The sequence below is a fragment of the Candidatus Scalindua japonica genome (assembly GCF_002443295.1).
Taxonomy (GTDB): domain Bacteria; phylum Planctomycetota; class Brocadiia; order Brocadiales; family Scalinduaceae; genus Scalindua; species Scalindua japonica.
In genome coordinates this window covers 26,008-51,436 of the sequence record NZ_BAOS01000029.1, presented here as the reverse complement: position 1 = coordinate 51,436, position 25,429 = coordinate 26,008, and the positions used below count along the sequence as shown (strand labels likewise).

The following is a 25,429-nucleotide window of genomic DNA, read 5'->3' as shown; positions in this document are numbered from 1 at the left end:
TTACAATATTTCTTTATGACCACTTTAGTAAACAAGACTATTATTTCTTGCGCTATCAGCTAAAGCCTTAACCCTACCATGATATTTGTATCCACCTCTATCAAAGACTATTTTTGTAATTCCCAGTCTTGTTGCTTCCTCGGCTATTTTCTGGCCTACCAGTTCCGCAGCCTTTACATTTCCACCATATGGAGCCTTACCTTTAATATCTTTTTCCAATGTTGAGGCGCTAGCCAGTGTCCTGCCGGTAGTGTCATCTATTAATTGACAATAAATATTCTTTGAGCTTCTGAACACACTCAATCTCGGCCGTTCTTTATGACCAAGGATTTTTTTTCTTATTCCTTTACGACGTCTTAGTCGCTGTTTGTTTTTTTTCTTAATAATATCCATAGACTTGTTTTTTAATAAAAAGAATGCTAAAACTACGATGAAGAAGCCACCGCTTTGCCTGCCTTTCTGCGGATAATCTCGTCAGCATATTTCACACCCTTCCCCTTGTATGGTTCAGGTGGACGTAAACGCCTAATATTTGCCGCAAACTGACCAACTTGTTGCTTATCAATACCAGCAACCGTAAATTTGCCTGGATTTGTCTGGTTTTGAATCTCAATATTTATATCCTCAGGAATTTTTACTTTTATAGGATGTGAAAACCCTAATTGTAACACTAGTTCCTGGCCCTGCATTTTTATATTGTAACCTAATCCTATTATCTCCAGACTCTTAGAAAAACCATTTGTAACACCAATAACATTATTTGCCAAAAGCGTACGCGTCAAACCATGGAGTTCTTTACACTGCCTCTCTTCAGAAGGACGTACTACGCTGAAAAGTTTCGCCCCTTCATCTACCTCAATTTTCATCAGCGAATGAATGGGTTGCACTATTTTTCCTTTAGGACCTTCAATTGTTACAGTATCTTTATCACACTTTATTCTGACACCGTCTGGTATCGCGATGGGTTTTTTTCCTATTCGTGACATATGTCTTTCTGTATTGCTAAAAATTAATAAATTTAGTAAAGTTAACTCCGTGTCTAAAAAAAGCAATTAATAATCTTATTTACCACACTGTACAAATATGCTCTCCGCCTATATTCTGTGCTCTACACTCTTTATTGCTCAAAATTCCCTTTGAAGTCGAAAATATTGATATTCCAATACCATTAAGAACCTTACCGATATCTTCAACACCCTTATATATTCTCTTGCCTGGCTTACTTTCTCTTTTTATATAGCTAATTACTTTCTGGTTTAATTGCCCGTATTTCAGATATACCCTCAGCACGCCTTGTTTTTCGTCAGGAATTTCCTTAAAATCGTTTATAAAACCTTCCTCTTTCAAAACTTTTGCTATACCTATCTTAATACGTGATGATGGAATATTTACTGCTTCTCTACCAACCATAATACCATTACGTATTCTCGTCAACATGTCTGCAACCGGATCAGTCATACTCATTTTAGTAAACCCCTATGCACTTTTAAAAAATCTTTTATTTCTTACTCTACCAACTTGCCTTCTTCACACCAGGAATCTCACCTTTGGAAGCAAGGCCCCTGAAGCACAACCTACATATTTGAAATTTTCTGTAATATGCCCTTGGCCTCCCACAAAGCTGGCACCTATTATACCTTCGAGTTTTGTATTTTGGTTCCCTCTTAGATTTTACTATCAATGCTTTTCTTGCCATATATACTCCGTGTGTTTATAAATCTATTATTAATTTAAAATTATCAAAAAAATTATGATCTAAAAGGCATTCCAAATAGCCTCAACATTTCACGTGACTGTTCATCTGACTTAACAGATACCACAAAGGTAATATCCATACCCTGAACAAATTCAATATCGTCGATATCTATCTCTGGAAATACTGCTAATTCGCTTATACCCAAAGTGTAGCAGCCTCTACCATCAAATGACTTAGCCGAAAGGCCACGAAAATCTTTAATTCTTGGTAAAACAATGCTTATCAACCGATCCATAAATTCATATGCCATTACATCACGAAGTGTAACTTTACATCCAACAGGATCACCCTTTCTCAACTTAAAACCGGCAATATCCTTACGAGCCCTAGTCATACAAGGTTTCTGACATGAAAGTATTGCAAGATGCTTCATCGCATCCTGAAGAAGCTTTTTATTTTCTTTTGCCCTCCCAACGCCCATATTTATAACAATTTTCTCTAGTTTTGGTACTTCCAGCTTGTTCTTCAAACTGTACTTTTCCATCAACTTAGGTACAATTTCCTCTTTGTATTTTTCTATTAATCGCGCCATTCTTTTTTATATTTCTGTTTTTTAAATTTTACTCGGAAGCAACAATCTCGCTTCCACATTTATAACAAACCCTGATCTTATCACCATTCTCAAGAAACTTGCTTCCGGTTCGCACACCCTTCCCATTTTTCTCACAATTTTTATTTTGACATATTAACAACACATTAGATGCTGATATAGGAGCCTCCTTTTGCACACGACCCCCCTGAGGGTTTTTCTCGCTACGCTTTACGTGCTTTTGGATGTAATTTACACCTTCTACAACAACACGGTTCTGCTTTGTCATAACATTCAATATTTTACCAGTTTTTCCAGCGTCATCACCAGCAGTAACCTGTATAATATCATTTCTTCTTACATGCATATCTTTTAAAAAATCCCTTTCATATTATTATATTTAAACTACTTCAGGAGCTAATGAAATAATTCTCATGAAATTTTTTTGCCTTAACTCCCTGGCAACGGCACCAAATATTCTGGTACCCTTTGGGCTTCCATCATCATCTACAATCACAATCGCATTTCTATCAAACTTTAAATAAGAACCATCCTCACGTCTTATATTTTTCTTAGTCCTAACAATCACACCTTTAGCAACATCACCCTTTTTTACAACACCATTTGGAATAGCTTTCTTTACCGCAACCACAATGATATCACCAACTGATGCATAAACACGTCTTGATCCTCCAAGCACCTTAATACATTTTGCCATTTTTGCTCCCGAGTTATCGGCAACATCTAACATGGTTTGTTCCATTATCATTTTATCAACTTCCTTATATTTATTTCACAATACGTACTAATCGCCAGCGCTTATCCTTACTTATTGGCCGTGACTCTACAATCTCCACCCTATCTCCGTTAACCGCTTTGTTTTCTTCATCATGCGCCTTGTAAACAGTTACTCTTTTAACATATTTTCCGTATTTGGGATGCTTTACACGCCTTTCTGCTTTTACCGTAATCGTTTTTAACATCTTGTTACTTGAAACTACACCTATTACAGCCTTCCGGTGTTTTTTATTATTTTCAGTTTCCATTATGTACTCTTATTCCTCTTTCTTCTTAGTATGATCTGTATTATTTCTTAATTCTACTTCCCTCAAAACGGTCTTTAATCTTGCAATATCTTTTCTTATCTGTTTGTATTGTGCCGAATTACGTATTTCGCCCGCTTGCCATTGAAACCTGAAGTTTAACAACTCTCTTTTGCAAGCCTCAAGCTCATCCAGCATTTCCTGATGCGATTTTTCTCTAATCTCACTCGCCTTCAAATCGCCACTCTCCTCTTAACAAAAACAACCCTCACTGGCATCTTGTAAGCAATTCTATTAAACGCTTGTCTTGCCATCTCCTCTGTCACGCCTCCCAGCTCATATAGAATAGTACCCGGTTTAACAACAGCTACCCATTTATCAGGCTCACCTTTACCCTTGCCCATCCTGGTTTCAATAGGTTTTGCAGTAACCGGTTTGTGAGGGAATATTCTTATAACTAATTTCCCTTCCCTTGAAATATATTGTGTAGCTGCAACCCTACCTGCCTCAATATGTTGAGCTGTAATCCAGCCCTGTTCAATAGCCTGCAAACCAAACTCACCAAAACATACAGTGTTTCCCCTTGTAGCATTACCTTTTATTTTTCCCCTTTGAGTCTTTCTAAATTTAACTCTTTTTGGCATCAACCGCATAATTTACTCCTTTTTCCAAATCAACCAACCCTTTATATATCCATACTTTAACACCGATCGTACCATAAGTAGTCATAGATTCTGCAAATCCATAATCAATATTTGCCCTTAACGTATGTAAAGGGATACTTCCTTTGGTAGCACCTTCCGTTCTAGCTATCTCAGCCCCGGCTAAACGCCCTGAAACCTGAACTTTTATACCTTTCGCACCCAGTCCTATTGTCCCATCTATAGCTTTTTTTATTGTTCTTCTAAAAGCTGCTCTTTTTTGTAATTGTTCAGCGATGTTCTCCGCTACCAACTGAGCCTCCAACTCCGGTTTGTCAACTTCCTGAACCTTGATCTCTACACTTTTCTCAACTATTTTTTCAATACCGTTTTTTAATTTTTCAATTTCAGAGCCTTTACGACCAATAATTAAACCAGGCCTTGTAGAATAGATAATAATCTTAGCACCTTCGTCGCGCGTTCTTTCAATTTCTACTTTCGGAATTCCTGTGAAACGGTAATTTTTTTTAATGTATTTTCTTATTCTTTGATCTTCGACAAGCAATTTGCCAAATTTCTTCTTATCTGCATACCACCGCGAACGCCAGCTTTCTGTTATTCCCAGCCTGAATCCTATTGGACAAACTTTTTGACCCATTTTTGCCTTTCTAAACTATAATTCAGAAAAAATGAAATTATATAAATACAAGCCTCTTCTGCAAACAAAGAACCTATACCTATTCCTTCTCGTCAGACAATACCAGAGATATATGACTTGTACGTTTTTTTATCATTGACGAAACGCCTCTTGCCCTTGGCCTAAACCATTTACGTGCCGGACCACCGTCTACATATACTTCTTTTACATACAAAGAATCAATATCTATACTCTGGTTTTCACTGGCACCTGCAATTGCCGCCCTCAGCGTTTTATCGACAAAGAAAGACGCCCTTTTATTTGTCAATCTCAATGCCTCTAAAGCATGATTTACTGACTTTCCCCTTATTAGATCAACAACATATCTAGTTTTTGTCGGAGACATCTTAACATATCTACAGCTTGCTTTAAAATTCATTTTAATATTTAATTATTATATAAATTCAATCTACGTTAAAACTTTTACTTCTTCTTTGTTCCACCATGACCCCTATAAGTCCTCGTTGGTGCAAATTCTCCAAGTTTGTGTCCAACCATATCTTCCATAATAAACAGTTTTTGGAAAATCTTACCATTATGTACCATAAATGTATGCGACACAAATTCCGGAATAATTATACAACTTCGAGACCATGTACGTATTGGGTCTTTAACACCAGAATCCCTCTGCTTTAATACTTTCTTAAGTAATTTACTATCTACATAAGGGCCTTTTTTAACTGAACGTCCCATAATTTAAACTCTTTTTTATAAATTAATATTAACTAGAATTAATTACGCCTAGACTTTCTTTTTCTTACTATGAATTTATTACTTGTAGCCTTCCTCTTTCTTGTCTTTCCACCCTTTGCCAAAACGCCTGTCGGAGAACATGGATGCCTACCACCGTGGCTCCTACCCTCACCACCACCCAGAGGATGTGCTACAGGATTCATTGCCGTACCTCTTACATGCGGCCTGCGCCCTTTCCATCTGCTCCTACCAGCCTTTCCAAGTCTATTGCCCATATGATCGGTATTACCAACACGACCCACAGTAGCTCTACATTCATGGAAAATCTTTCTGACTTCACCGGAAGGAAGCACTATTTGTACGTATTTACCATCTTTAGCTAAAACACGAGCAACACTTCCTGCTGATTTAACAATTTTTCCACCCTCTCCAGGCCTTAATTCAATATTGTGAACTTCTATCCCCAAATGAATATTTTTTAGAGGCATACTATTCCCCGTTTGAAGCTCTACTTTTTCACCAGATATTACTTGATTTCCAACAACCAAACCAACAGGTGCCAATATATAACGTTTTTCGCCATCGAGATAATGCAGCAATGCGATGTTGGCAGAACGATTAGGGTCGTACTCTATCGTGGCAACTTTAGCCGGAACCCCATGCTTATCTCTTTTAAAGTCAACAATTCTATACTTTCTCTTGCTCCCACCACCTCGATGCCTGACGGTAATTTTACCCTCATTATTTCTTCCCCCCTTTTTATTAACAGGAAGCAATAATTTTTTCTCAGGAGCAACTCTTGTTATCTCTGAAAAATCAGAGACAGTTCCAAGCCGCCTTCCATTAGTCGTAGGTTTGTATCGTTTTATTCCCATTTATATCACACTTTCAAATTTTCATAACTTTTTAGTAACCAAGGTCAATCCGGTCTCCTTCTTTCAAAGTCACTATTGCCTTTTTCCACCCACTTGTTTTGTATATTTTATTTCTATATTTCCTTGTCTTTCCAATTCTGTTTAAAGTACGAACAGTTAAAACATTTACTTCAAACAGCTTCTCTATCGCCTCTTTCACCTGGATTTTATTTGCCTTTTTATCTACCTCAAAGTGATATGAATTTGACGATTCTCTATCTCCCACACTTTTTTCTGAAGACAAAGGCTTTTTAACTATCTGATAATAATCCATAATAATATTTTCTTAATTTACCTTCGATTAATTTATTCAAATTTCAGATTATCTAAAACATCTTTAACCACTAGCAGTTTCTTGTATTTTACCACATCATACGCATTCAAGTCAGAAGAAACCCTGACCTTCACGTTATAAATATTTCTGGTAGATTTCCAAATCGTTTCATCGAACTCTCGAATCACGAGAAGACAACCTTCTCTGATTTCCAAACTTTTTAATAAATTTGCCATTTTCTTTGTACTTGGCGAATCCAATTCAAGCTTATCAACCAATACCACTTCATTATCTTTCAATTTAGACAAAATCGCAGATTGCAAAGCAACCTTTTTAGCCTTACGATGCATAGAAAAAGAGTAATCTCTTGGTCTAGGCCCGAAAACAACTCCACCACCTTTCCATATCGGAGAACGAATATCACCTACCCTTGCTCTGCCCGTATGTTTCTGCTTCCACGGCTTCTTACCACCACCCTTGACTTCTCCACGAGTTTTAGTCGATGCCGTCCCCCTCCTATGATTTGCCTCGTGCATAATAACCACATCTCTCAATAGCCCCATACGCACCTTACCACCAAAACTTTCTTCTGAAAAAGACGCATCTTCCAAAGAATTTCCATCACTATCAAAAACTGGCACTTTTATCATAATTCGCTTCTACTCTTTCGTATAATTATATATCCACCATTTGGACCAGGCACCGCCCCTTTAACTACAAGAAGATTCCTATCCGTATCTACCTTTATTACATTCAGGTTTTTCACTGTAATTCTCTTACCACCCATTCTCCCCGCCATCTTTTTACCTTTATGCACATGTCCTGGGCTTGTACCAGCACCAACGGAACCAGCACTCCTTGGCGTAGTACACCCGTGTGTAGCTGGACCTCCACGAAAACCCCACCTCTTCATAGCACCCGCAAAGCCTTTACCTTTACTGGTACCAGTAACATCTATCGACTTCACATCATCAAAAACAGCAACTGTCAGAGCCTGTCCTTGCTTATATTCTTCACCTATTGTATCGGTACGAAACTCCCTTATTAATCTTTTCACCCCTGTCTTTACCTTTGAACAATGCCCTATCTCTGCTTTCGAAGACCTCTTTTTCTTCCTCTCATCAAATCCAAGCTGTAAGGCTGAATATCCATCATTTTCATTGGTTTTTATTTGCAAGAGATCACAAGGACCTGCCTGCAATAACGTTACCGGTATCAACCCGCCCTCCTTACTAAAAATCTGAGTCATACCTAATTTTTTTCCGAGTAATCCTGCAATCATATAAAGCACCTATAAAATTTTACCAAAAATTCTTTCTTTAAAACTCAACAAAGCCCTATGCTTTTATCTTTATCTCGATCCCAGCAGGCATATTAAGTTTATTCAATGCATCAACTGTTTTCGGAGTTGGCTCAATGATATCTATCAGCCGCTTGTGAGTTCTAATTTCAAATTGTTCTCTGGACTTTTTATCCACATGCGGTGAGCGAAGAACCGTATACCTCTCCATACGGGTTGGCAAAGGAATCGGGCCAGACACTTTTGCTCCCGTGCGTTTGGCAGTATCCATTATTTCCGCAGCAGATTGATCGAGTATCCTATGATCGTAAGCTTCCATCCTAATCCTGATTTTATAATCTATATTGTTTCCCATGGCTTAATATTCTATTTATTCAATAATTTTAGTAACAACACCAGCGCCTACGGTCTTTCCACCTTCTCTTATGGCAAACCGCAACTCCTTATCCATCGCTATCGGCGTTATCAACTCTATCTGCAAATTAGCATTGTCACCGGGCATCACCATCTCCGCACCACCCAATAACGTCGCCACTCCTGTTACATCCGTTGTCCTGAAATAAAACTGAGGCCTGTATCCATTAAAAAAAGGCGTATGCCTGCCACCCTCTTCTTTCGTCAATATATATGCCTCCGCCTCAAACTTGGTATGCGGTGTTATACTGCCTGGTTTCGCCAACACCTGACCTCGCTCCAAATCATCCTTCTCAACCCCTCTCAGCAACACGCCAACATTGTCACCAGCCATACCCTCTTCAAGAGTCTTATTAAACATCTCAACCCCTGTACAAGTCGTCTTTCTTATCTCCTTGACCATACCAACGATATCTACCTCGTCTCCAACCTTTAACACACCACGTTCCATTCGGCCTGTGCCCACAGTCCCTCGACCCTTTATACTAAACACATCTTCTATTGACATCAAAAACGGTTTGTCCGTCTCACGAACCGGATCAGGTATATAACTATCAAGCGCATCCATCAACTCGTGTATACGACCACAATGCTCACACTCCCTCTTCCCACAGGCACATTCTGCAGCCTTTATCGCAGAGCCCTTGATCACAGGTATATCGTCACCCGGAAACTCATATTTACACAACAACTCCCGAATCTCCATCTCTACCAACTCCACCAGCTCGGGATCTTCCAACTGGTCCATCTTATTCATAAATACAACTATCCTCGGAACACCCACCTGCCTCGCAAGCAATATGTGCTCTCGCGTCTGAGGCATAGGACCATCCGGCGCACTCACCACCAATATTGCACCATCCATCTGAGCAGCACCGGTTATCATATTCTTTACATAATCAGCATGGCCAGGACAATCAACATGAGCATAATGCCTCTTCTCTGTCTCATATTCAACATGCGCTATCGCTATCGTTATACCCCTCTCCCTCTCCTCCGGCGCATTGTCTATTGAATCAAAGGCCCTCGCCTTGGCTTGCCCACTCGCCGCCATTGTATTTGTAATCACCGACGTCAACGTAGTCTTACCATGGTCCACATGACCTATCGTGCCAACATTTACATGTGGCTTAGTCCTTTCAAATACTTCCTTCGCCATACCTCTTTCACCTCCTAAAACAGCTTATTAATTATCTAAAATTATGTTACATTGCTAAAAACTTTAGCCGGTGCCGGTTTATACTCGCAAGGCTCCATAGTATACGTTCCCCTGCCTTGAGTAATCGACCTAATAACGCTCGAATATCCAAACGTTTCAGCTAGCGGTATCTTGCCTTTAACTATCCTTAGATCTCCATCATTAACCATCTCGTCGACTATAGCTCTTCTACTATTAAAATCGCCAAGAACATCACCAAGATAACTCTCAGGAACTGTTACCTCTATTTTCATTATTGGCTCTAGCAATATAGACTTTGCCTTCTCTACTGCCTTCCTCAAGGCAATACCCGCAACATTATAAAAGGCAAACTCTGACGAATCAACAGTGTGCATATCTCCATCCAACAACGTCACTTTTATATCTACAAGAGGATAACCACCAGACACACCACTCTTTGCCGTGTCTATGATACCCTTTTCTATAGATTTTATATAAGGCTTAGTAATAGCACCGCCTTTTATCAGGTCTACAAATTCAACTGACTTTTCTCCTTTATGCGGTTCAAGCTTAATTTCTATACGTGCGTATTGTCCACGCCCACCTGTCTGCTTTACAAATTTTTCGTCTATCTCTGCTTCTCGACCTATTGTTTCTCTATATGAAACCCGAGGAGCCCCAACATTTGCATTCACTTTATATTCACTCAGCATCCTGTTTTTTAAGACCTCAAGATGCAACTCACCCATTCCAGAAATAATCAATTGGCTTGTTTCATTATCAGTATGGACCTTAAAAGTGGGATCCTCTTTAGCCAATTTAGCCAGAACAAGGGCCAATTTCTCTTTTTCTGCTTCTGTCTTAGGCTCTATCGCCATAGAGATAACTGTTTCCGGGAATTCTATTTTCTCCAGAATTACAGGATGAGCTTCTTCACATATCGTATCTCCCGTACCAGTATCTTTAAACCCCACTACTGCCACAATATCACCTGCCGAAGCACTCTCCAGTTGCTCACGTTTATCCGCATGCATACTGTAGAGACGACTTGCCAGTTCTTTCTTTCTTGCCCTTGGATTATAAAGCCTTTGACCTGATGTAAGCGTACCGGAATAAACACGTAAATATGTTAGATCCCCATGTTTGTCTGATGCTATCTTGAAAGCGAGAGCGCTTAAATGCTCGTCTACAGCAGGCTTCATTTCTGTGTCAGAATCATCTTTTACATTTATACCTTTTACAGGAGGAATATCCAAAGGTGATGGTAAATAACTACACACTGCATCAAGCAGCTGCTGAACTCCCCTGTTTTTAAAAGCTGACCCACACAATACCGGCATTAAACCATACTTTATAGTCCCTTCACGCAAAGCACTCATAATTTCTTCTTCACTGAAGGCATTCTCACTTAAATATTTGTCCATAAACCAATCTACCTTGTCAGCAATGCCCTCCAGCATCATTTCTCTATATACCTTTGCATCCTCCAACAAATTCTCAGGTATTTCACGCTCTTCAAACTCTGAGCCAGATTTGTCATCATCACGGGTAGTTATTATAGCCTTCATTTTTATTAAATCAACCATACCATCAAAGTTTTTTTCTTTACCAACGGGAAGTTGTATTGGAACAATGTTCTTGTTTAATTTTTCTTTGATATCATTAAATACTTTTATAAAATCAGCACCCATTCTATCCATTTTATTAACGAAACAGATCCGTGGTACTTTATATTTATTAGCTTGTCTCCACACGGTCTCAGTTTGCGCTTCAACACCCCCAACGCCACAAAAAACACATATTGCACCGTCAAGAACCCTCAGAGATCTTTCAACTTCGATGGTAAAATCTACGTGTCCCGGAGTATCTATTACGTTTATCTGATAATCATTCCAGAAACATGTGGTTGCGGCGGACGTAATAGTAATACCACGTTTTTGTTCCTCCTCCATCCAGTCCATGGTTGCAGTACCTTCGTGAACCTCACCCAATTTAAAATTCTTTCCGGTATAGAAGAGTATACGTTCCGTAGTTGTTGTTTTCCCCGCATCTATGTGAGCGGCAATTCCAATATTTCTAAGGTTAGTTAGTTTATCTTTTCCCATAATATACTCAATTAAACACTACCATGCAAAATGAGCAAAAGCCTTGTTTGCTTCCGCCATTTTGTGTGTATTTTCCCTTTTTGTAATTGATACACCTTGCTTTTTATATGCGTCAGTAAGCTCATCTGCAAGTTTTAGATATGTCGCCTTACCCTTTTTGCTTCGCATTGCAGCGAGAATCCACCTTATCGACAGTGACATCTGTCTCTTTTTTGACACCTCAATCGGCACCTGATAAGTGGCTCCACCAACACGCTTTGATTTCACTTCAACCAACGGCTTCACATTACCAACAGCTGTTTCAAATATCTCTAGCGGTTCTTTATCTTCAAATCTAGTTTTTATCACATCCATGGCTTTATAAAACAGCTTCTCCGCAACACTCTTCTTTCCTTTATGCATTAAGTTATTAATAAACTTAGTTACTAACATACTTCCAAAACGTACGTCAGGCTTAAGAAAAGATTCTGTACTTCTATATTCCAGCGCCATGTATTGCCTCCCACTTCACTATTTAACAAATTAATTCAGAAATTATTTAGGACTCTTAGACCCATATTTAGACCTACCACGCTTTCTACCTTCTACACCAGCCGTGTCCAATCTACCTCTTATTATATGATATTTTACACCCGGCAGGTCTCGCACTCTCCCACCCCTCAGCAACACGATAGAATGTTCCTGCAGGTTGTGACCTTCACCCGGAATATAAGCCGTAACTTCCTTTCCGTTAGTCAATCTAACGCGGGCCACTTTCCTTAAAGCAGAGTTTGGTTTTTTTGGTGTCCGCGTCATGACCTGAAGGCAAACGCCTTTCTTTTGTGGACATCTTTCCAAATCAAGGCTTTTACTTTTACTTTTTATTTTTTTTCTACCTTTTCTTACTAACTGATTTATGGTAGGCATTTGTTATTCCCCTATCTCAATTGGACAATGTTGACAACAACTCACCCTTCTCTTCTATTTTATCATCTGTTGTTGTTTCTATTTCATCTTTCTTCATAAGCATCTTGTGGTACGGTTTATACCCTGTGCCAGTTGGAACCAAATGCCCAAGAATCACATTTTCCTTTAACCCCACAAGCTTGTCCCTGCTCCCTTCCAAAGCAGCCTTAGTCAGCACCTTAGTTGTTTCCTGGAATGATGCAGCAGAAATAAAGCTTTCAGATTGAACGGACGCCTTGGTAATTCCCAACAACAGTGGCTCTGCTGCGGCAGGCTTGCCTCCTTTTTGCGTAACTTCCATATTTATTGCTTTAAATTTAAATTTATCAAGAACTGTTCCCGGCAACAAATCCGTATCATTGGGTTCGCTTACCTCCACTTTTCTTAACATTTGCGCAATAATTATCTCAACATGCTTATCATCGATTGGCACATTCTGCGAGCGGTAAACATTTTGAACCTCTTTTAACGTATACTGCTGCAACTCCTCTTCACCACATATCCTCAAAATATCTTGAAGAACAAGAGGACCTTCAACTAATGCATCTCCCGCTTTTACACGATCTCCCCTATGAACCCGCAAGTGCTTACCACGAGGTACAAGATGGTCTACCTCCATTCCTGATTCACCTTTTACTATTATTGTCCTTTTACCCCTCTTCTTTTCACCAAGTTCAACCGTACCATCTATCTCACTCATCACTGCAGGATCCTTTGGTCTTCTTGCCTCAAAAATCTCTGATACTCGTGGCAATCCACCAGTAATATCTTCCGTCCTTGTAATCTCCCTGGGTGTCTTGGCAAGAAGTGTTCCAGCAACAACCTTTGTATTCTCTTCTACTTCGATATGCGCTTTTTCCGGTATCGGGTAAAGCCCCTGAATCTTCCCGGTACTGTCCTCAATAATTATTTGAGGATGAAGGTCACCTTTATGCTCTACAATCACTTTTCTTTTAATACGCGTTACAGAGTCATATTCTTTCCGCATCGTTTTATTTTCTATTATATCTTCAAAACGGGCCTTTCCCGACATCTCAGCCAGAATTGGAGTCATATGAGGATCCCATTTGACAATTGCTCGATTCACTGCTATTTTTTCGTTATCTTTTACCAGAATCGATGCACCAAGCGGCACAACATGCTTTTCAATCTGACGACCTTTATCGTTAACAATATAAATTTCTCCATTACCGCTGAGAGTAATATTTTCGCCGTCCGGATTCTCTACCACATTCAGACCATCGCTATAGTTGACCCTACCCGCCCTCCTGACCTTAATCTCTGACTCCTCAATTGAGCGTGTCGCAGTTCCACCAATATGAAATGTTTTCATCGTTAGCTGAGTACCAGGCTCCCCGATAGACTCAGCAGCAATTATTCCTGCTGCTGTACCCTCTTCTATCATTTTGCCTTTAGAGAGATCCATACCAAAACATTTGACACACATGCCCTGCGCAACTTCACACGTTAATGGAGAACGCACACGAATCTTTTCATATCCCAGCGCTTCAATTCTCTTTGCTTTCTCTTCAGTAATTAGCTCATTTTCCTTTACAATTTCTTCGTCTTTAATTAAATCAACAATATTGTTCAAGGAAACTCTTCCTGTTATTATTCTGTAAAGAGGAACCTCTACACGATCCCCTCTATATACCGCACTCTTACTAATCCCATTAACTGTCCCACAATCATAACGGGTTATGATAACGTTTTGTGCTACATCCGCTAGTTTCCTGGTTAAATACCCAGAATCTGCTGTTTTCAAAGCAGTATCTGCCAAGCCTTTCCTCGCACCATGAGTTGAACTGAAATACTCTAATACACTTAATCCCTCGCGAAAGTTTGCTTTAATTGGCATCTCTATTATCTTTCCCGAAGGTTTCGCCATCAGGCCCCTCATACCCGCAAGCTGCCTTAACTGCTGCGTGCTGCCCCTGGCACCAGATGCAGACATTAAATAAACCGGGTTCACATACGGTTTCCCATCTCTTATATCGTTTTTAAGTTCATCAAGCATCTCTTCTGCTACCATTTCTCCCGCATATGTCCAAGTATCAATTACCTGATTATACCTCTCACCCTCCGTTATTATACCTCTATGGTATAATTTCTGTGTCTTTTCAACCTCTTTCTGGGTCTTCTCCAATATTTGAGACTTCTTCTTAGGCATTCTTAAATCCATTATTGAAAGGGAGAGACCAGCCTTTGTACACTCCTTAAATCCGATCTCTTTTACTTTGTCTAGCAGGTCGATAGTTGCTTTTTTCCCAAGTATTTTATAACAATCCTGGATTACACTTTTTATTGACTGATGGTCAAGAGGATAGTTATAAAACGGCATCTCAGGAGGCAGCGTCTCATTAAAAACAACGCGACCAACAGTAGTTGCACATAACCCTTTCTGAACCAGCTCTCCAGCTTCATTTCTGACAATTTTACCATTGTCCAACCTGAGTTTGATTTGAGTATGAACTCTGACTTTATTCAACGCATAAGCCATTAACACTTCATCATAATGACTAAAACTTTTTAGTTTTTCTTCGCTTTCTTTACTACCTATCATAGTGGTTAGATAATATATACCCAGAACAATATCCTGTGAAGGAGTAATCACAGGTTCACCGGACGCAGGAGAAAAAATATTGTTAGTCGACAACATCAACGTTCTTGCTTCAATCTGTGCCTCAACAGAAAGAGGCAAGTGAACTGCCATTTGATCTCCATCAAAGTCAGCATTAAAACCACGACAGACTAAAGGATGAAGCTTAATTGCATTCCCTTCTACAAGAATCGGCTCAAATGCCTGTATTCCCATACGGTGTAATGTAGGAGCTCTATTAAGCAAAACAAGATGTTTTCTTACCACATCGTCGAGGATGTCCCATACTTCTTCATCCTGTCTCACCAACATTTTTTTTGCACTTTTTATCGTATCTGCCAACCCGATTTCTCTTAAACGTCTAATGATAAATGGTTGAAACAGTTCCAATGCAATTTTTTTAGGAATACCACATTGACTTAGCTTTTGTTCCGGACCTACAACTATTACAGAACGTGCCGAATAATCAACTCTTTTACCCAGCAGATTTTCCCTAAAACGCCCTTGCTTTCCCTTAATCATATCAGTAAGAGACTTTAAAGGCCGGCTATTGCTCCCTAAAATAGGACGCTTTCCCCTCCCATTATCAAACAGGGCATCCACCGCCTGCTGCAACATCCTCTTTTCATTACGTATTATTACCTCTGGAGCATTAAGATCTATGAGTTTTTTAAGCCGATTGTTTCGGTTTATTATTCGTCTGTAAAGATCATTAAGATCAGAACTTGCAAAGTCCCCACTCTCCAACAATACCAAAGGCCTTAAATCAGGAGGAATCACAGGCACTGCATCCATTACCATCCACTCTGGTTCATTTCCAGAATCTTTAAAAGATTCAACAATAGCAAGCCGTTTTATTATATCCTTTGTTCTTTGTTTTGATTTTGTTTCTTTAAGTGCTATCCTGAGATCCTTTGATGTTTTCTCTAAATCGAGATTTCTAAGTATGGTCCGTATTGCCTCGGCCCCCATATCTGCACTAAAACTACCTACTCCATATTTTTCCTGAGCTTCCGCAAACTCATCTACCGTCAACAATTGATATTCTTTAAGAGGTGTAGTCCCAGCATCTATAACAACATAGCCCTGGAAATAAATTATCCTCTCCAAGACATTAGTTTTCATACCTAATAGCGTTCCTATTCTCGAAGGCATTGCCTTAAAAAACCATATATGTACTACCGGTGCCGCCAATCCTATGTGGCCCATCCTTTTCCTTCTTACACGAGAATGAGTAACTTTAACCCCGCACCTATCGCATACAACACCTTTATGCTTTATCCCTTTATATTTCCCACAGAAGCATTCCCAATTACGCTCAGGTCCAAAAATTCTTTCACAAAACAAACCGTCCTTCTCTGCACGATATGTACGATAATTTATTGTTTCCGGTTTTTTTACCTCACCATATGACCTACTCTTAACATCCTCAGTTGATGCCAGGGATATTTTTACAGAGCTATACTCATTTATTTTTTCATATGTACCAGCTGTCATAACCTATCCTTATATCAATAAAAATAACAGGCAGAATTAAAAAGTTCAGACTCTCGCTTAACGGCTACTCCACAACCACATCATAATATGATTATAATACTTCTTCTTTCTCCAGTGTCAAAGAGAGCCCAAGCCCCTCAACCTCCTTTGAAAGCACTTCAAACGAAGCAGGAGTTCCTGCTTCCAGTGTATTTTTTCCCTTTACCATCGACTCATAAATCCTTGTACGCCCTTCTACATCGTCACTTTTTACCGTTAAAAGCTCCTGTAGATTGTAAGCTGCACCGTAAGCTTCTAATGCCCACACTTCCATCTCTCCAAATCTTTGCCCACCAAATCTTGCCTTTCCCCCTAGAGGTTGCTGCGTTATCAGTGAATATGGACCCGTTGCCCTGGCATGTACCTTCTCGTCAACCAGGTGATGCAATTTCAGCATGTACATATAGCCAACTGCCACCATCTGCTCAAATGGTTCTCCAGTGCGCCCGTTAAATAAAACAGTTTTACCGTCCTCCGGAAGCCCTGCCTCTATTAAGGTATCTCTTACCTCTGATTCCTTGGCTCCATCGAAAATTGGGGTAACCGCCTGGAAATCTAATTTTTTTGCCGCCCACCCCAAGTGTGTTTCCAATATCTGCCCAACGTTCATCCTGGAAGGAACACCTAATGGGTTCAATATCATTTCAACCGGCGTTCCATCATCTAAGCACGGCATATCTTCCACAGGCAGTATTTTAGCAATAACTCCTTTGTTACCATGTCTTCCCGCCATTTTATCGCCTACAGACAGTTTTCTTTTCGTTGCAATTGAAATCTTTGCTACTTCCAACACACCACTTGGTAACTCATCACCTCTTTTTAATTGGCTAATCTTCGAGTTTTTATCTTCCCGCAATGATTCAATTCGACCATTGTATTCATCGCATATATTCAGCGCCTTGTCACTATTTTTTTTATTACTACCTGGGTCATATGCCCGAACGTCAAATTGATCTTGCAGTTCTAGAATTTGTGCAACATCAGTTGCATTTGACAGCATTAATTGGCTGCCAGTTTCCAAATTTACAAGAACGCCACCAAAGACTTGCTCCAACTCCCCGATCATAGTGACAAACTCTTTTGATATCGCATTATCAAATTTTTCTTCTACATTGATCGCCTCACTCGCAATTTTCTTCTTTTTTTCATCCGAAAGGTTAGCCTTACGAGAAAACAGCTGCGTATTTATTACAATACCTTCAACTCCAGAAGGCACTTCCAGAGAAACATTCTTAACGTCTTCTCCTGCTCTACCAAAAATCGCATACAGCAGTTTCTCTTCCGGGGACAATTCACTTCTGCTCTTCGGAGCAATTTTCCCCACAAGTATATCTCCCTGTTTAACATGTGTCCCAATACGAATAATACCATTCTCATCTAAATTACTGAGAGCCTTTTCTGATACATTAGGTATATCTCTGGTAAATTCTTCCCTACCAAGCGTCGTCTCCCTGATCTCAACTTCAAACTCATCCCTATGTATTGACGTATAGCTGTCCCTCTTAAGCAAACTTTCGCTGACTACAATAGCATCCTCAAAATTATAGCCATCCCATGTCATAAAAGCTACAAGCACATTCTTACCCAGGCTTAATTCACCGTTACAAGTGGCGGCTCCGTCCGCTATTATCTCATTTTTCTTAACCTTTTGTCCCTCTACCACAATAGGCTTCTGATTCAAACATGTGCCCTCATTCAAACCAACATATTTTCTTAAATTATATACATCATTTTCATTTATAATTATCTGTTCACCCTCTACTTTAGTAATCGTACCCGCGTTTTCTGCACGCACAACCATACTGGAGTTCTGCGCAACAACTTTTTCCATACCTGTAGCAATAAGAGGCGGCTCCGTACACAATAGCGGCACAGCCTGCCTCTGCATATTCGATCCCATAAGCGCCCTATTAGCATCACTATGTTCAAGAAACGGGATCAAACTGGTAGATACGCCTACCAACTGCTTCGGAGATACATCCATGTAATCTACATCCTTTACATTGACAAGTTTGAAATCTCCACTAAATCGTGCCAGCAGTTCAGTACTTAAAGCATTATCTTCAAAATATGCTGCTGTATCAGCAGGCGCAAGTGCCTTACCCTCTTCTTCATCAGCACGCAGATATACGATTTCCTTCGTCAATTTACCATTTTTAATCTTTAAGTAAGGTGATATCAAAAAACCATAATCGTCCGTTGACGCATATATACTTAATGATGCAATCAAGCCAATATTTGTTCCCTCCGGCGTCTCAATAGGGCAGATACGACCATAATGAGAAATATGAACATCTCTAACTTCAAAGCCAGCCCTCTTTCTATTCAGACCACCTGGCCCTAAGGCGCTAAGACGCCGTTCATGTGTAAGCTGTGCCAGAGGATTTGTTTGATCTAAAACCTGAGAGAGCTCACCACGACTGAAAAAATATTCTATCGCTGAGAATATTGTCCTGGAGTTTATGAGTATTCTTGGTGTCAACTGATCATGGTCTTTAATATTCATTCTTTCCTGCACCGTCCTTCTAAGCTTCAGAAAACCTTTACGCAACTCCTCCCCAAACAACTCATCAATGGTCCGAAGACGTCTATTGCCAAGATGGTCTATATCATCTATACTTCCTTCATCTTTTCTAAGTGTAGTTATGTATTTTATAGAATTTATATAATCTTCAGGCTTCAATGTCATCTCATTTATAGACACCTCTTGTCCCAGCTTTCTGTTCAACCTGAAACGCCCAACGAGTCCAAGCTTGTATCTTTTAGAATCAAAAAATTTATCATGAAACAGCTGCCTTGCCTTATCTAACTGCTGAGGATTTCCAGGTCTAAACCTCGTATACACTTTTAATAACGCATCTTCATGTGACTCTGTATAATCAGTTTCCAAGGTATTAAGCACCAACGGATCATCCATTTTTGTAATAACTTCAATCTTCTTTAGATTTGAACTTGATATTACGCTAACCATATCCTCCGTTATTTGCCGACCTGCTTCCAATATAATCTCACCTGTTTCCGGATTTATCAACCGACCCACTATGTATTTTTCTTTTAGCGCACTTATTGAAGCCGAATCTTTAATATCAACAGTTTCCGTTTCATAAAAAAGCCTGATAATATCTTCATCCTTTGAGTATTTTTCCGACATAGCCCTGAGAAAACAAGTCGCAGGAAATTTACCACTTTGATCCACCCTTGTGGTCAATAAGCCTTTTTTACCAACTTCCATCTCAATCCAACTTCCTCTTTCCGGAATAATTCTACAGGAATGCAGCCTCTTTTCCGCCTGTAACTCCTCAACAAAATCAACACCTGGCGACCTATGAAGCTGAGTTACTATAACCCTCTCTGTTCCATTTATTATGAACTCACCGCCGCCAATCATCACAGGAATTTCTCCAAGGTAAACGGCCTCCTCTACTGGCTCCTCCATATTCAGCCTTAACCATACCCGAAGAGGCTTACCGTAAATCAACTTCAACTTCCTACACTCATCCGGAGTGTATCTAGGCTTTCCTACTTCGTATTTCAAATACTCCAGAGCAACCGTTTCGTCATAGTTTTTAATCGGAAAAGTCTCACGTAAAATAGCTTCCAGTCCGTAATCTTTACGCTTGTGCGGAAGAACATCTTCCTGCAGGAAAGAAGAATATGATTTAGTCTGTGTCCTAATTAAATCAGGAAACTCGATCACATCTGCAACCTTACCATAATTCCTTATTTTCATCTTTTTCATACTTTTTTCTAGATACGTATATTTCAAAAAAACGGCTTACACAAGCTCAACAACTGCACCTGCATCTTCTAAGGCCTTCTTAATCTTCTCTGCGTCATCTTTTGCAACACCCTCTTTTATCGGTTTAGGAGCAGCATCCACCAATGCCTTTGCCTCTTTTAACCCAAGCGCAGTTTCCGCACGAACTGCCTTAATAACCTGAATTTTGTTTGCGCCAACCTCTTTCAGCACAACATCAAATTCACTTTTTTCTTCTGCAGCAGCCGCATCACCCGCAGCTGGCGCCATACCCGCAACAGGAACAGCCATTGCAGCAGAAGCAGAAACTCCAAATTTTTCCTCAAATGCCTTCACTAATTGAGAAGCCTCAAGCAAACTCATTCCCTCAACCAGATCTAGCACCTGGGTAATTTTTTCAGTATACTCAGCCTTCTCCAATTCTGTATCTGTTGTCATAGTTTCCTCCTTTTACCTTTCAATCTTTATTATATGTTAAACTTCACTCTTTTTTTCCTTTATCGCGCGCAAGACCTGACAAAGATTATTAGCCGTGGCATTGAACACGTTTGCCAGTTGAACGGCAGGGGCATTTATTGCAAACACTATTTGCGTTAGAACTACTTCTCTAGACGGAATAGACGCCAAGGTACCAATATCTTCAATCGACATCAACTCACCATCCACACATCCACCTACAATGTCAAACCCCGATATCTCCTCAGAGTATCCTTTTAATGTTTTAGCCAACTCTACCGGATCGTCTTCATTTGTCGCAACAACCGTTGGCAACTCAAGCATCTTACCCAGCCCGGAAATACCTATTTCTTCGAAAGCAATGGCAGCTAGAGAATTTTTTACAACCCTCGAATTGATATTTTTATCACTCAAATCCCTCTTGAGTACATTAGTCTGCTGAGCATCTATTCCCTTAAAATTCACCAAAACGAAGTTTTTCTTATCTCTATAATCAGTTACAAGTTCTTCAACAATTAATTTTTTTAATGCTTTAGACATTTTTTATTACTTTTTAATAAATAGTTTAACTATGCTGCCAGAGCAACCCTTACACCTGGACCCATAGAAGACGAAATTGATATTTTCTGCACAAAAGTACCTTTTGCCGCAGGTGGCCTATTGCCCACAATATGCTTTATAAACGATTCGATATTCTCAATCAAATCTTCATCATGAAAGGAGACTTTGCCCACCGGAACATGAACATTTCCACCAGCGTCTGTCCTATACTCAATCTTCCCCTCCTTAAACTCCTTTACTGCATTAAGAATATCGTTAGTTACAGTACCGGATTTTGGAGATGGCATCTTACCCTGCGGCCCCAGAACCCTACCCAGCTTACCTACTTTTCCCATCATATCAGGCGTAGCAATTGCCACATCGAAATCCAGCCAACCCCCTTCAACTTTTTTAAGCAAATCATCACTACCAGCCTCTACGGCACCTGCCGTTCTCGCCAGCCCTAACTTATCCTCTCCGCTAGCGAAAACAACCACTCTTACCTCTTTACCAATTCCCTTCGGCAACGAGAACGACCCACGAACTAATTGATCTGAGTGCTTAGGATCCACGCCCAGCTTCATAACAATATCAACCATCTCATCGAACTTAGCCTGCTTACACGCCTTTACGATCGACACTGCCTCTTTTACCCCGTATTCCTTTGACTTGTCAACCAGTTTGCCAGATTCAACATATCGCTTGCTTCTAAACTTCATTATTAATTTCCTTCACAATTCAAAATAATTCTAATCTTCTACCTTTATACCCATAGACTGAGCAGTACCTTCAATAACCTTTCCGGCCATATCAAGTTTATTCACGTTAAGATCCTGTAGCTTTATTTTTGCAATCTCTTCAATCTGGGCCTTAGTAACCTTGCCAATCTTTTCCTTGTTAGGCTCAGAAGAGCCCTTTGCTATACCTGCCGCTTTCTTGAGCAATACAGCAGCAGGAGGCGACTTAATAATAAAAGTAAAAGACTTATCCCTGAAAACAGAGATTTCAACAGGCAATATCATCCCCTGGGAATCTTTAGTCTTCTCGTTAAACTGAGTTACAAACTGGCCTATATTAACCCCATGCTGTCCTAAAGCCGGACCAACCGGAGGAGCTGGCGTTGCCTGCCCTCCAGGAATTTGTAATTTTATCTTAGCGTCAGCTTCTTTTGCCATTAAAAAACTCCTATTACCAAAAAAACATCTATAAGGCTTCTACCTGCCAGTATTCCAACTCCACAGGAGTTGGCCTACCAAATATCGTAAGCATCAGCTTCAAACACCCACTAGTAGGCAAAACCTCTTCAACCACCCCTTCATAATTCTCAAAAGGACCCTCTTTAACCCGCACACGATCCCCAATGTGAAACTCTATTTTCGCTTTCGGCTTTTCTTCCGCCCGTTCCGCCTCTTTCAATAATCGCTCAACCTCGCTACTCTCCATTGCTATCGGCCTGGTATCGCCACCGATAAGATCCCCTGCGCCTGGCACATCACGAATCATATACCAAACATTTTCCGGAATCTCCCCTTTTTCATCAACCTCTATTTCTGCCATTACATAGCCAGGATACATCTTTCTTTCAGCAACCCTCTTCTTACCGCCTTTAATCTCAGACACCTTTTCACTCGGAACTAATATCTGCGGTATAAGACCTTCAATCCCCTGCATCTTAATCCGTTTTTCCAGATCACCTTTGACCTTATCTTCTTTGTTGCTTTGAACACGAAGAACAAACCACTTTTTTGCCATAATCCAATATCAAAAGGCTTATCCAAAACTAAAATACAATACAACCAAATATTGCTATAACACACGCAGCAGAAAAACGGTTGGCACTACACAGCTAATTTGGAATTAATTAATGATGTTAGAATAGACATGAACCCAACACAAAAACTTAACGCTTTCAGCCCTGAACACAACAACATCTTTACAATATATCTATAGCCTTCATAAAAGTCGAAACTACCCAGTCAACACAGAAAACATAAACCCCCAAGACAACCAAGCAGACAATAACAACAATTGTAGACCCGATTAATTCGCTTCTAGCTGGCCACGAAACCTTTTGAAGCTCTGTTTGTGTTTCTATAAAAAACTCAACCGCCTTTTTGGACTTATTATCCAACCCTTTAAGCCCCACCTCGAAACCGGTAGTAAAAACACAGATAAGCATACAACAGACAACAAAAAGGGAACATGCCCCTACCCCACCCCACGTCAAGCTAATTCCTAATATTGGCACCCTTGAGCCAGCATACAACTCCGGAAGGTCTATCATTGCCCCATATAGAGAGTATGCCGCAAATATTGCAGCAAGCCCAAAAAGACCTGCTACTGCACTTCTTGCGTATACACCTAGACCCTTCCTATAAATGTTAAATGTCATAACTTCAACCCATCAAATCTAAAAAAAACATTCTGGCAGGTCTGGAGGGATTCGAACCCCCAACACCCGGATTTGGAATCCGGTGCTCTAGCCGATTAGAGCTACAGACCTTTCTCTTTCTATTTTTTTTGCTCTTTATGTGGCGTATGCGTCCTGCAAAATTTACAGAACTTTTTTAATTCCAGGCGCTCTACCTGCTTCACCTTCTTACTTGTTCTATAATTCCTGTTGCTACACTCTGTACATGCTAAAGTTATATAGTTCGCCATTACACTTTAATTCTATTTTTATTATTCAATAATTTTAGTAACAACACCAGCGCCTACGGTCTTTCCACCTTCTCTTATGGCAAACCGCAACTCCTTATCCATCGCTATCGGTGTTATCAACTCTATCTGCAAATTAGCATTGTCACCGGGCATCACCATCTCCGCACCACCCAATAAAGTCGCCACTCCTGTTACATCCGTTGTCCTGAAATAAAACTGAGGCCTGTATCCATTAAAAAAAGGCGTATGCCTGCCACCCTCTTCTTTCGTCAATATATATGCCTCCGCCTCAAACTTGGTATGCGGTGTTATACTGCCTGGTTTCGCCAACACCTGACCTCGCTCCAAATCATCCTTCTCAACCCCTCTCAGCAACACGCCAACATTGTCACCAGCCATACCCTCTTCAAGAGTCTTATTAAACATCTCAACCCCGGTTACCATCGTCTTGCTTATCTCCTTGACCATACCAACGATATCTACCTCGTCTCCAACCTTTAATATTCCCCGTTCCATTCGGCCTGTGCCCACGGTCCCTCGACCTTTTATACTAAACACATCTTCCATTGACATCAAAAAAGGTTTGTCCATCTCACTAACCGGATCCGGTATGTAACTATCCAACGCATCCATCAACTGCTGTATTGGACCACAATGCTCACACTCCGTCTTCGCACAGCCACATTCTGCGGCCTTTATCGCCGAACCCTTGATCACAGGAATATCATCCCCCGGAAACTCATATTTACTCAACAACTCCCGAATCTCCATCTCTACCAACTCCACCAACTCGGGATCTTCCAACTGGTCCATCTTATTCATAAATACAACTATCCTGGGAACACCCACCTGCCTCGCAAGGAAGATGTGCTCTCGCGTCTGAGGCATAGGACCATCCGGCGCACTCACCACCAATATCGCACCATCCATCTGAGCAGCACCGGTTATCATATTCTTTACATAATCAGCATGGCCAGGACAATCAACATGAGCATAATGCCTCTTCTCTGTCTCATATTCAACATGCGCTATCGCTATCGTTATACCCCTCTCCCTCTCCTCCGGCGCATTGTCTATTGAATCAAAGGCCCTCGCCTTGGCTTGCCCACTCACCGCCATTGTATTTGTAATCACCGACGTCAACGTAGTCTTACCATGGTCCACATGACCTATCGTGCCAACATTTACATGTGGCTTAGTCCTTTCAAATACTTCCTTGGCCATAACACTCAACTCCTACAAATTTCAAATTTACTGTAAATTCAACTATATATTAACAACGCAAAAGACATTTTTTATTTACGGAATCCACTCGCACGAATGATAGCTGCTGATGGGATTTGAACCCATGACCTCGTCCTTACCAAGGACGTGCTCTACCCCTGAGCCACAGCAGCATGTAACGCAAAA

32 protein-coding genes and 2 tRNA genes are annotated in these 25,429 nt (G+C 40.3%); all 34 read right to left on the bottom strand.

Going from position 1 to position 25,429, the window contains the following annotated elements; genetic code table 11:
• Window positions 1–24: 24 nt before the first annotated feature.
• Entirely contained in the window at window positions 25–393 is a 369-nt protein-coding gene (rplR, locus tag SCALIN_RS17035) for a 50S ribosomal protein L18 (protein ID WP_320410427.1), read from the bottom strand.
• A 32-nt stretch (window positions 394–425) separates the two neighbouring features.
• The gene (gene rplF, locus SCALIN_RS17030) at window positions 426–986 is read right to left on the bottom strand and encodes a 50S ribosomal protein L6 (RefSeq protein ID WP_096895659.1); all 561 of its coding nucleotides are present in this window, start codon (window positions 984–986) and stop codon (window positions 426–428) included.
• Between the two features lie 79 nt (window positions 987–1,065).
• A complete protein-coding gene (gene rpsH, locus SCALIN_RS17025) occupies window positions 1,066–1,464 on the bottom strand; it encodes a 30S ribosomal protein S8 (RefSeq protein WP_096895658.1) in 399 nt (132 codons plus the stop codon).
• Between the two features lie 46 nt (window positions 1,465–1,510).
• A complete protein-coding gene (locus tag SCALIN_RS17020; RefSeq protein ID WP_096895657.1) occupies window positions 1,511–1,696 on the bottom strand; it encodes a type Z 30S ribosomal protein S14 in 186 nt (61 codons plus the stop codon).
• A gap of 52 nt (window positions 1,697–1,748) precedes the next feature.
• Window positions 1,749–2,288 (bottom strand): 50S ribosomal protein L5, encoded by a 540-nt coding sequence (gene rplE, locus SCALIN_RS17015; protein WP_096895656.1) that lies wholly within the window; start codon window positions 2,286–2,288, stop codon window positions 1,749–1,751.
• A 28-nt stretch (window positions 2,289–2,316) separates the two neighbouring features.
• The gene (gene rplX, locus SCALIN_RS17010) at window positions 2,317–2,652 is read right to left on the bottom strand and encodes a 50S ribosomal protein L24 (protein ID WP_096895655.1); all 336 of its coding nucleotides are present in this window, start codon (window positions 2,650–2,652) and stop codon (window positions 2,317–2,319) included.
• 33 nt (window positions 2,653–2,685) lie between these two features.
• Window positions 2,686–3,054 (bottom strand): 50S ribosomal protein L14, encoded by a 369-nt coding sequence (rplN, locus tag SCALIN_RS17005; RefSeq protein ID WP_096895654.1) that lies wholly within the window; start codon window positions 3,052–3,054, stop codon window positions 2,686–2,688.
• 19 nt (window positions 3,055–3,073) lie between these two features.
• Window positions 3,074–3,331 (bottom strand): 30S ribosomal protein S17, encoded by a 258-nt coding sequence (gene rpsQ / locus SCALIN_RS17000; RefSeq protein WP_096895653.1) that lies wholly within the window; start codon window positions 3,329–3,331, stop codon window positions 3,074–3,076.
• Window positions 3,332–3,340: 9 nt separating this feature from the next.
• Complete coding sequence (rpmC, locus tag SCALIN_RS16995; RefSeq protein ID WP_096895652.1) at window positions 3,341–3,565, bottom strand: 50S ribosomal protein L29; 225 nt, start codon at window positions 3,563–3,565, stop codon at window positions 3,341–3,343.
• A complete protein-coding gene (rplP, locus tag SCALIN_RS16990; RefSeq protein WP_096895651.1) occupies window positions 3,562–3,981 on the bottom strand; it encodes a 50S ribosomal protein L16 in 420 nt (139 codons plus the stop codon). Before rplP ends, rpmC begins: the two co-directional genes overlap by 4 nt.
• Entirely contained in the window at window positions 3,956–4,627 is a 672-nt protein-coding gene (gene rpsC / locus SCALIN_RS16985; RefSeq protein WP_096895650.1) for a 30S ribosomal protein S3, read from the bottom strand. Before rpsC ends, rplP begins: the two co-directional genes overlap by 26 nt.
• Window positions 4,628–4,706: 79 nt before the next feature.
• Window positions 4,707–5,045 carry a 50S ribosomal protein L22 gene (gene rplV / locus SCALIN_RS16980; protein WP_096895649.1) on the bottom strand — a complete coding sequence of 113 codons (339 nt, stop codon included), beginning with the start codon at window positions 5,043–5,045 and terminating at the stop codon, window positions 4,707–4,709.
• Window positions 5,046–5,089: 44 nt separating this feature from the next.
• On the bottom strand, window positions 5,090–5,359 hold the full coding sequence (rpsS, locus tag SCALIN_RS16975; protein ID WP_096895648.1) for a 30S ribosomal protein S19: 270 nt from the start codon (window positions 5,357–5,359) through the stop codon (window positions 5,090–5,092).
• Window positions 5,360–5,397: 38 nt separating this feature from the next.
• Window positions 5,398–6,234 (bottom strand): 50S ribosomal protein L2, encoded by an 837-nt coding sequence (gene rplB, locus SCALIN_RS16970; protein ID WP_096895647.1) that lies wholly within the window; start codon window positions 6,232–6,234, stop codon window positions 5,398–5,400.
• Window positions 6,235–6,265: 31 nt separating this feature from the next.
• Window positions 6,266–6,547, bottom strand: coding sequence for a 50S ribosomal protein L23 (locus SCALIN_RS16965; protein ID WP_096895646.1), 282 nt, complete (start codon window positions 6,545–6,547; stop codon window positions 6,266–6,268).
• 32 nt (window positions 6,548–6,579) lie between these two features.
• Window positions 6,580–7,197, bottom strand: a complete 618-nt coding sequence (gene rplD / locus SCALIN_RS16960; RefSeq protein WP_230406646.1) for a 50S ribosomal protein L4 — start codon at window positions 7,195–7,197, stop codon at window positions 6,580–6,582.
• Complete coding sequence (gene rplC, locus SCALIN_RS16955) at window positions 7,194–7,829, bottom strand: 50S ribosomal protein L3 (RefSeq protein WP_096895645.1); 636 nt, start codon at window positions 7,827–7,829, stop codon at window positions 7,194–7,196. The genes rplD and rplC overlap by 4 nt, the downstream gene beginning before the upstream one ends.
• Window positions 7,830–7,884: 55 nt before the next feature.
• The gene (gene rpsJ, locus SCALIN_RS16950) at window positions 7,885–8,202 is read right to left on the bottom strand and encodes a 30S ribosomal protein S10 (protein ID WP_096895644.1); all 318 of its coding nucleotides are present in this window, start codon (window positions 8,200–8,202) and stop codon (window positions 7,885–7,887) included.
• A gap of 15 nt (window positions 8,203–8,217) precedes the next feature.
• Window positions 8,218–9,420: an elongation factor Tu gene (gene tuf, locus SCALIN_RS16945; protein WP_096895643.1), complete on the bottom strand. Its 1,203-nt coding sequence runs from the start codon at window positions 9,418–9,420 to the stop codon at window positions 8,218–8,220.
• Window positions 9,421–9,461: 41 nt separating this feature from the next.
• Window positions 9,462–11,525 (bottom strand): elongation factor G, encoded by a 2,064-nt coding sequence (gene fusA / locus SCALIN_RS16940; protein WP_096895642.1) that lies wholly within the window; start codon window positions 11,523–11,525, stop codon window positions 9,462–9,464.
• 18 nt (window positions 11,526–11,543) lie between these two features.
• Window positions 11,544–12,017, bottom strand: coding sequence for a 30S ribosomal protein S7 (gene rpsG, locus SCALIN_RS16935; protein WP_096895641.1), 474 nt, complete (start codon window positions 12,015–12,017; stop codon window positions 11,544–11,546).
• Window positions 12,018–12,059: 42 nt separating this feature from the next.
• Complete coding sequence (rpsL, locus tag SCALIN_RS16930; protein ID WP_096895640.1) at window positions 12,060–12,431, bottom strand: 30S ribosomal protein S12; 372 nt, start codon at window positions 12,429–12,431, stop codon at window positions 12,060–12,062.
• 16 nt (window positions 12,432–12,447) lie between these two features.
• Complete coding sequence (rpoC, locus tag SCALIN_RS16925) at window positions 12,448–16,566, bottom strand: DNA-directed RNA polymerase subunit beta' (protein ID WP_096895639.1); 4,119 nt, start codon at window positions 16,564–16,566, stop codon at window positions 12,448–12,450.
• A gap of 91 nt (window positions 16,567–16,657) precedes the next feature.
• Window positions 16,658–20,335 (bottom strand): DNA-directed RNA polymerase subunit beta, encoded by a 3,678-nt coding sequence (gene rpoB / locus SCALIN_RS16920; protein WP_096895744.1) that lies wholly within the window; start codon window positions 20,333–20,335, stop codon window positions 16,658–16,660.
• A gap of 45 nt (window positions 20,336–20,380) precedes the next feature.
• A complete protein-coding gene (gene rplL / locus SCALIN_RS16915) occupies window positions 20,381–20,800 on the bottom strand; it encodes a 50S ribosomal protein L7/L12 (protein ID WP_096895638.1) in 420 nt (139 codons plus the stop codon).
• Window positions 20,801–20,836: 36 nt separating this feature from the next.
• On the bottom strand, window positions 20,837–21,358 hold the full coding sequence (gene rplJ / locus SCALIN_RS16910) for a 50S ribosomal protein L10 (RefSeq protein WP_096895637.1): 522 nt from the start codon (window positions 21,356–21,358) through the stop codon (window positions 20,837–20,839).
• 29 nt (window positions 21,359–21,387) lie between these two features.
• Window positions 21,388–22,077, bottom strand: a complete 690-nt coding sequence (gene rplA, locus SCALIN_RS16905; RefSeq protein WP_096895636.1) for a 50S ribosomal protein L1 — start codon at window positions 22,075–22,077, stop codon at window positions 21,388–21,390.
• A 30-nt stretch (window positions 22,078–22,107) separates the two neighbouring features.
• Entirely contained in the window at window positions 22,108–22,533 is a 426-nt protein-coding gene (gene rplK / locus SCALIN_RS16900) for a 50S ribosomal protein L11 (protein WP_096895635.1), read from the bottom strand.
• Between the two features lie 28 nt (window positions 22,534–22,561).
• A complete protein-coding gene (gene nusG, locus SCALIN_RS16895) occupies window positions 22,562–23,110 on the bottom strand; it encodes a transcription termination/antitermination protein NusG (protein WP_096895634.1) in 549 nt (182 codons plus the stop codon).
• 181 nt (window positions 23,111–23,291) lie between these two features.
• The gene (gene secE / locus SCALIN_RS22870) at window positions 23,292–23,750 is read right to left on the bottom strand and encodes a preprotein translocase subunit SecE (RefSeq protein ID WP_203415542.1); all 459 of its coding nucleotides are present in this window, start codon (window positions 23,748–23,750) and stop codon (window positions 23,292–23,294) included.
• Between the two features lie 33 nt (window positions 23,751–23,783).
• Window positions 23,784–23,861 (bottom strand) — tRNA-Trp (locus SCALIN_RS16885).
• 8 nt (window positions 23,862–23,869) lie between these two features.
• The gene (gene rpmG / locus SCALIN_RS16880) at window positions 23,870–24,019 is read right to left on the bottom strand and encodes a 50S ribosomal protein L33 (protein ID WP_096895633.1); all 150 of its coding nucleotides are present in this window, start codon (window positions 24,017–24,019) and stop codon (window positions 23,870–23,872) included.
• Window positions 24,020–24,040: 21 nt separating this feature from the next.
• Complete coding sequence (gene tuf, locus SCALIN_RS16875; RefSeq protein WP_096895632.1) at window positions 24,041–25,243, bottom strand: elongation factor Tu; 1,203 nt, start codon at window positions 25,241–25,243, stop codon at window positions 24,041–24,043.
• A 101-nt stretch (window positions 25,244–25,344) separates the two neighbouring features.
• Window positions 25,345–25,416: transfer RNA gene (locus SCALIN_RS16870), tRNA-Thr, on the bottom strand.
• Window positions 25,417–25,429: the final 13 nt, after the last annotated feature.

What these genes read in the sequence shown, in the direction of transcription:
- rplR (WP_320410427.1), bottom strand. Translation starts at nt 393, where the DNA reads ATGGATATTATTAAGAAAAAAAACAAACAGCGACTAAGACGTCGTAAA.
- rplF (WP_096895659.1), bottom strand. Translation starts at nt 986, where the DNA reads ATGTCACGAATAGGAAAAAAACCCATCGCGATACCAGACGGTGTCAGA.
- rpsH (WP_096895658.1), bottom strand. Translation starts at nt 1,464, where the DNA reads ATGAGTATGACTGATCCGGTTGCAGACATGTTGACGAGAATACGTAAT.
- SCALIN_RS17020 (WP_096895657.1), bottom strand. Translation starts at nt 1,696, where the DNA reads ATGGCAAGAAAAGCATTGATAGTAAAATCTAAGAGGGAACCAAAATAC.
- rplE (WP_096895656.1), bottom strand. Translation starts at nt 2,288, where the DNA reads ATGGCGCGATTAATAGAAAAATACAAAGAGGAAATTGTACCTAAGTTG.
- rplX (WP_096895655.1), bottom strand. Translation starts at nt 2,652, where the DNA reads ATGCATGTAAGAAGAAATGATATTATACAGGTTACTGCTGGTGATGAC.
- rplN (WP_096895654.1), bottom strand. Translation starts at nt 3,054, where the DNA reads ATGATAATGGAACAAACCATGTTAGATGTTGCCGATAACTCGGGAGCA.
- rpsQ (WP_096895653.1), bottom strand. Translation starts at nt 3,331, where the DNA reads ATGGAAACTGAAAATAATAAAAAACACCGGAAGGCTGTAATAGGTGTA.
- rplP (WP_096895651.1), bottom strand. Translation starts at nt 3,981, where the DNA reads ATGCGGTTGATGCCAAAAAGAGTTAAATTTAGAAAGACTCAAAGGGGA.
- rpsC (WP_096895650.1), bottom strand. Translation starts at nt 4,627, where the DNA reads ATGGGTCAAAAAGTTTGTCCAATAGGATTCAGGCTGGGAATAACAGAA.
- rplV (WP_096895649.1), bottom strand. Translation starts at nt 5,045, where the DNA reads ATGAATTTTAAAGCAAGCTGTAGATATGTTAAGATGTCTCCGACAAAA.
- rpsS (WP_096895648.1), bottom strand. Translation starts at nt 5,359, where the DNA reads ATGGGACGTTCAGTTAAAAAAGGCCCTTATGTAGATAGTAAATTACTT.
- rplB (WP_096895647.1), bottom strand. Translation starts at nt 6,234, where the DNA reads ATGGGAATAAAACGATACAAACCTACGACTAATGGAAGGCGGCTTGGA.
- SCALIN_RS16965 (WP_096895646.1), bottom strand. Translation starts at nt 6,547, where the DNA reads ATGGATTATTATCAGATAGTTAAAAAGCCTTTGTCTTCAGAAAAAAGT.
- rplD (WP_230406646.1), bottom strand. Translation starts at nt 7,197, where the DNA reads ATGATAAAAGTGCCAGTTTTTGATAGTGATGGAAATTCTTTGGAAGAT.
- rplC (WP_096895645.1), bottom strand. Translation starts at nt 7,829, where the DNA reads ATGATTGCAGGATTACTCGGAAAAAAATTAGGTATGACTCAGATTTTT.
- rpsJ (WP_096895644.1), bottom strand. Translation starts at nt 8,202, where the DNA reads ATGGGAAACAATATAGATTATAAAATCAGGATTAGGATGGAAGCTTAC.
- tuf (WP_096895643.1), bottom strand. Translation starts at nt 9,420, where the DNA reads ATGGCGAAGGAAGTATTTGAAAGGACTAAGCCACATGTAAATGTTGGC.
- fusA (WP_096895642.1), bottom strand. Translation starts at nt 11,525, where the DNA reads ATGGGAAAAGATAAACTAACTAACCTTAGAAATATTGGAATTGCCGCT.
- rpsG (WP_096895641.1), bottom strand. Translation starts at nt 12,017, where the DNA reads ATGGCGCTGGAATATAGAAGTACAGAATCTTTTCTTAAGCCTGACGTA.
- rpsL (WP_096895640.1), bottom strand. Translation starts at nt 12,431, where the DNA reads ATGCCTACCATAAATCAGTTAGTAAGAAAAGGTAGAAAAAAAATAAAA.
- rpoC (WP_096895639.1), bottom strand. Translation starts at nt 16,566, where the DNA reads ATGACAGCTGGTACATATGAAAAAATAAATGAGTATAGCTCTGTAAAA.
- rpoB (WP_096895744.1), bottom strand. Translation starts at nt 20,335, where the DNA reads ATGAAAATAAGGAATTATGGTAAGGTTGCAGATGTGATCGAGTTTCCT.
- rplL (WP_096895638.1), bottom strand. Translation starts at nt 20,800, where the DNA reads ATGACAACAGATACAGAATTGGAGAAGGCTGAGTATACTGAAAAAATT.
- rplJ (WP_096895637.1), bottom strand. Translation starts at nt 21,358, where the DNA reads ATGTCTAAAGCATTAAAAAAATTAATTGTTGAAGAACTTGTAACTGAT.
- rplA (WP_096895636.1), bottom strand. Translation starts at nt 22,077, where the DNA reads ATGAAGTTTAGAAGCAAGCGATATGTTGAATCTGGCAAACTGGTTGAC.
- rplK (WP_096895635.1), bottom strand. Translation starts at nt 22,533, where the DNA reads ATGGCAAAAGAAGCTGACGCTAAGATAAAATTACAAATTCCTGGAGGG.
- nusG (WP_096895634.1), bottom strand. Translation starts at nt 23,110, where the DNA reads ATGGCAAAAAAGTGGTTTGTTCTTCGTGTTCAAAGCAACAAAGAAGAT.
- secE (WP_203415542.1), bottom strand. Translation starts at nt 23,750, where the DNA reads ATGACATTTAACATTTATAGGAAGGGTCTAGGTGTATACGCAAGAAGT.
- rpmG (WP_096895633.1), bottom strand. Translation starts at nt 24,019, where the DNA reads ATGGCGAACTATATAACTTTAGCATGTACAGAGTGTAGCAACAGGAAT.
- tuf (WP_096895632.1), bottom strand. Translation starts at nt 25,243, where the DNA reads ATGGCCAAGGAAGTATTTGAAAGGACTAAGCCACATGTAAATGTTGGC.